The organism is Cohnella cellulosilytica, assembly GCF_042431195.1.
GTDB classification, from domain to species: Bacteria; Bacillota; Bacilli; order Paenibacillales; family Paenibacillaceae; genus Cohnella; species Cohnella cellulosilytica.
The window spans coordinates 1-4,950 of the sequence record NZ_JBHMDN010000050.1 but is presented as its reverse complement, the minus strand read 5'-3'; the positions used below and the strand labels follow the sequence as shown (position 1 = coordinate 4,950).

The following is a 4,950-nucleotide window of genomic DNA, read 5'->3' as shown; positions in this document are numbered from 1 at the left end:
ATACGTTTGTTATTACGCCGACGGCTGATGGCGAGTTGACGGTAGAGATCCCGGCCGGGGTGGCATCGGATACGGCAGGGAACGGAAATACGGCATCGTTGCCGTTGACTCGGATGTATGACGGGACAGCGCCGATGGTAACGCTGAGCAGCTCGACCGGCGATCCGTTGAATGGTCCGTTTGAAGTAACGGCAGCATTCAGCGAGGGGGTCACAGGCTTTGAAGTAGGCGATATTGAGGTGACGAACGGAACGGCAGGCGATTTTCATGCAGAAAATGGCTGGACCTATACGTTTGTTATTACGCCGACGGCAGACGGTACAGTGACGGTGGAGATACCGGCCGGGGTGGCATCGGATACGGCTGGGAACGGAAATATAGTGTCGGCGCCATTGACTCGGACGTATGACGGGACAGCACCGACGGTGACGCTGAGTAGCTCGGCCGGCGATCCGTTGAATGGTCCGTTTGAGGTAACGGCAGCATTCAGCAAGGAGGTTACGGGCTTTGAAGTAGGTGATATTGAGGTGACGAACGGAACGGCAGGCGATTTTAATGCAGAAAATAGCTGGACGTATACGTTTGTTATTACGCCGACGGCTGACGGACCGGTAACGGTGGAGATACCGGCCGGGGGAGCAACGGATGCGGCAGGAAACGGAAATATAGCGTCGGCGCCGTTGACTCGGACGTATGACGGGACCGCGCCTGTCGTTATGTTCAGCCCGGATAGCAACGCCGATCCGGCACAACGAGCGGAAACGACGGTTACTGTTGATCACGCGGACGACTTATCGTTGCTGGCATACGTCTGGACGCCGAGTGAGAGCGCCCCGGAGACAGACGCGCCGGAGTGGCAACCTTTCACTAGTGGCAATAAGGTTGCGCAAACAAGCGGTAACGGAGACTGGTACGTGCATATTCATGCAGTTGATCGGGCCGGCAATGAAGTCGTCGCATCTTCAGGGCCGTTCCTGCTGGACAATGTACCCCCGGTCATCGTCCTAAAGGGAGAGAATCCGTTTTACGTGCCGGTCGGGCAGCCCTATGCCGAACCCGGCGCCGAGGCGACGGATAATATTGATGGAATCATTGATGACAATGCTATCACGGTCAATAACGAAGTGGATACGACCCGATTGGGAGTCTACGAGGTCCGTTACGAGACGAGTGACCGGGCGGGAAATGCTGCGATGCTGACACGCAGCGTATATGTGTACGACGGCGATGCTCCGGTGATCCATCTGAACGGCGACAACCCGATGGTTGTTTCGGAGGGGAGCACGTTTACGGATCCCGGCGCGACCGCTTACGATGCACAGGATGGCGATCTGACGGACGCGATTACGGTAACGGGAGCGGTCTACACGGATCGGTCGGGCACCTATGATCTGGTTTACCATGTGTCGGATAGCTCGGGCAATGCGGCGCCGACGGTGACAAGAACGGTATACGTCATCATGCCGCCGGTCATCACGTTGCTCGGCTCGTCCTCAATGACGATCACTGCTGGGGAACCGTTCATCGACCCCGGCGCGACAGCAGCGGATGGTTACTACGGGGATTTGACCGATCGCATTGTCGTCACCGGGACGGTCCTTGCCAACCAGCCGGGCAGCTATGCGTTGCGCTACAACGTGCAAAATCCGATCGGCCAGACAGCAGCGGAAATGGTCCGAACCGTCACGGTAGAAAGCGCGGACGATCCTGTCGAGCCAGGTGGCCCGAATAAACCGAATAAACCGAATAAACCTGACCAGTCCGGCGGTCTGACCGGTCCAAATACGCCTAACGATCCGGACGAACCCGCCTCCCTGTTCACGGCAAACATCTGGCTGGGAAATCTCCTCGCCAAGGTGCGTATGACGACAGAAACATCTCCCGATGGGCAACCTATCACGCGACTATTCCTAACGCCGGAACAGGTGGCCCAAGTTTTCTCGGACGCCCGAACGGAAGCGGTCATCTCGGTCGAAGGACTTGGTCCAGCGGTCAAGATCAGCATGCCGGCCGCTCCGCTCTTGGGCGTGCTGAATGCCCGGCCGGACGTGCGGTTGCGTGTGATCGTGAATGGGAGCGGACTGCTCGTTCCGCTAAGCGTCATTGGAGCGTTATCGGAGGAAGCGACGGTGACTGTAACAATTGCTGAAGCGGCCGAAGCGGCAAGCGACATCATGGAGAAAACAATTCGCAGTAAGGGAGCGGTCTCGCTTCTTACGCATCCGGTTTCCTTCGGACTTGATACCGACGGCAAGGCCGTTGACGAGTGGAACGCTATCTATCGAGAACGGACGATTTCGTTATCCGCGGCGATCGATCCGGAACGAACGACAGCCGTATGGATCGATGCACGGGGCGAACTACATTTCGCGCCTTCAACGTTCGCCTCCGACAGTGACGGATCGCTGACGGCAACGATCCGATCTCCGCAAGACGGATTCTATACGATCGTCGTTTCGAACAAATTGTTCGCGGATGTCGGGGCGCATTGGGCAGAAACCGAGATTGGACTGCTGGCGAACAAACGGATCGTGGAAGGTCAGGCGAATGGCGGCTTTACGCCGGACGCCCCGATTACCCGGGCGGAGTTCGCGGCGCTGCTTGTGCGTGCGCTGGGCCTGCCTGATTCAAGTAAAACACGGCGGTCATTCACGGATGTTCGGACATCAGATTGGTACGCCGGCGCGGTTGGGGCGGCGGAGCAGGCAGGGGTGATACGTGGTTTTGAGGATGGCTCGTTCCGTCCGGATGGAGACATTACCCGCGAGCAAATGGCCGCGATGATCGCCAGAGCGCTGGCCTTCGCCGGGGCCGCGCTTCCAGCGGCGGATGCAACAGTGCTGGAGTCGTTTGCTGACAGCCGGGACATTGCGGACTGGGCCGCGCAGGCGACGGCTAATCTGGCCGAATCGGGCATCGTTCAGGGCATGTCTGATACGGCTTTCGTCCCGCGAGCCGCTGCTTCTCGGGCGCAAAGCGTCGTTATACTGAAGCGGATGCTACAATACCTGCACTTTATCGATTGAAAAGACGTCGCGACAGAAAAACAACAAATTTATGATTGTCTTCTGACAGCTTCCAGCGACTGGGCTGAATCAGGGTTGCATGTTTCATCAAAAAAAATTGAGATCTTGCCGAGATATTGCGCGCTCGATGTATGGGGCGTTCCACGGCAAGGTCTTTTTTTCATTTGTTCAAAAGTAAAGAACGGCTTGATAAGCAGCCGGATACATGGGCGCGGCGTATTTATGCTCATTATGCACTGGGTCTAAGCAAGGTCGCGATAGCACGAGCGGAAAAGATGGATGAGAGCACGGTGCGAAAGTCCATGGAGCAGGGGCTGAAGCAGTTGGCGAAAATGCTAAAGAGGTGAATAAGGACATTTACCCGTCGGAAAAAGAGAGGTAATATTGACTTATTTAATTGTGATGAGAGGAGTGATTTCATGGAATTTGAATATTTGCTGCGGATATTAATTGCAGGATTGTGCGGTGCATTAATTGGTTACGAGCGTAAAAGCCGCATGAAAGAAGCTGGAATCAGAACTCATTTTGTTGTGGCTGTAGGAGCTTCTCTAATGATGGTGATTTCAAAATATGCTTTCCAGGATCAAACCAATTGGGATAAGTTGGTTTTAGATCCCTCACGAATAGCGGCTCAAGTTGTAAGTGGGGTGGGCTTTCTTGGTGCAGGTATGATATTTATGCAAAAACAAACGGTGAAAGGTCTAACAACGGCTGCGGGCATTTGGGCAACGGCGGGAACAGGGATGGCTGTCGGAGCGGGCCTATATATAGTTGGAGCCGGTGTAACGATCATTATATTATTTGCACAAATTTTGCTTCATGGAAAAATAACCAGACTTGTTTCCCCAAAAACAGAACAATTAACTCTTTATCTGAACGACGAGAAAGATGCAATTACTCGTATAAAGTCACTATTTCACGAAAATAACATATTCATGATTAGCTTTGTAGCTAAACAATCACAATCATCAGAAAATAAATCGGAAATTAGTATTGAAGCCCTGGTTAAATTGACAGGATCCCAGAATATAGATCAATTCCTTTCGTTAATTCAAGAAGAATCCTCGGTGAGGTCTGTTGAGGTTCATTAATATATTATTTTCTTAAAAGTTCAAAGTTCAGTAAACAATGACGAGGTCTTCGGTTTGACAGGAGATTAAGATAATACGAGTGAGATTTAATAAACCAAGAGAGCATATGTTAAATGCATACCTTATTGGTGTATACTGTAAAGAAAGTTTCGTTAGTTAATAGTGGATCGAATGGAGTAAATATCAAATGCGCACAAGAAAAATTGGCTGAAGTCGGATTAAGAACTGCTAAAGGAAAATATAGTGAAGAAGATATTGTGGAATGAATTTTAAGGCATCAAGTTTGGAAGCTTGATGCCTTAATTCTTGTAGTATCTCAGGAAGGTCGGTATATCATGTAACACCATAATTTACGGCTGCTTGGCCGCAAATGTATTACGAGTAGCGGATTCAGATGAAAACCTGCGAACCCGACCGAGTCGTTGCTTTATTATATTCTCTGTTTACTTTTTATTTTGATTACTATTCCTATCTCAACTGTATACATGGGCAAAGAGAGAGAAAATTTCATTGGGATGGTCACGCACTAAAAAAAGTAAGAAAGCAAAAGATTAAAAGAGCTCTACCAACTTGGAATCAAGCTTCAAAAAATATAATTCCTGAGGATATCAAGTTAAGGACTTGAGTCTTGTGATTTCCGGCAATAATTCTGAAAATGGACAGACGTATTGTAGGATAAGTGATTCGGCTGTTTAGGCAGGGATCTTGAGATGCTTAAGGATGTCGAAGAGCGGCTTCTTCTCTAGGGCTTGTTGGTACACATAGACGATGATTTGCCCGAGAAACTCCTGCCGAATTCGATATACGACATCTCCAAGCGTGAGGTGCTTGTC

The 4,950-nt window shown here is 51.1% G+C and carries 2 protein-coding genes; both read left to right on the top strand.

The annotated features are described in order from the left end of the window. Window positions 1-3,026: immunoglobulin-like domain-containing protein (locus ACFFT4_RS28140; RefSeq protein WP_378052417.1), on the top strand; the 3,026-nt coding region annotated here is incomplete at its 5' end. Window positions 3,027-3,445: 419 nt separating this feature from the next. Beyond that, window positions 3,446-4,117: an MgtC/SapB family protein gene (locus ACFFT4_RS28135; RefSeq protein ID WP_378052416.1), complete on the top strand. Its 672-nt coding sequence runs from the start codon at window positions 3,446-3,448 to the stop codon at window positions 4,115-4,117. The last annotated feature ends 833 nt before the right edge of the window (window positions 4,118-4,950 follow it).

What these genes read in the sequence shown, in the direction of transcription:
- ACFFT4_RS28135 (WP_378052416.1), top strand. Translation starts at nt 3,446, where the DNA reads ATGGAATTTGAATATTTGCTGCGGATATTAATTGCAGGATTGTGCGGT.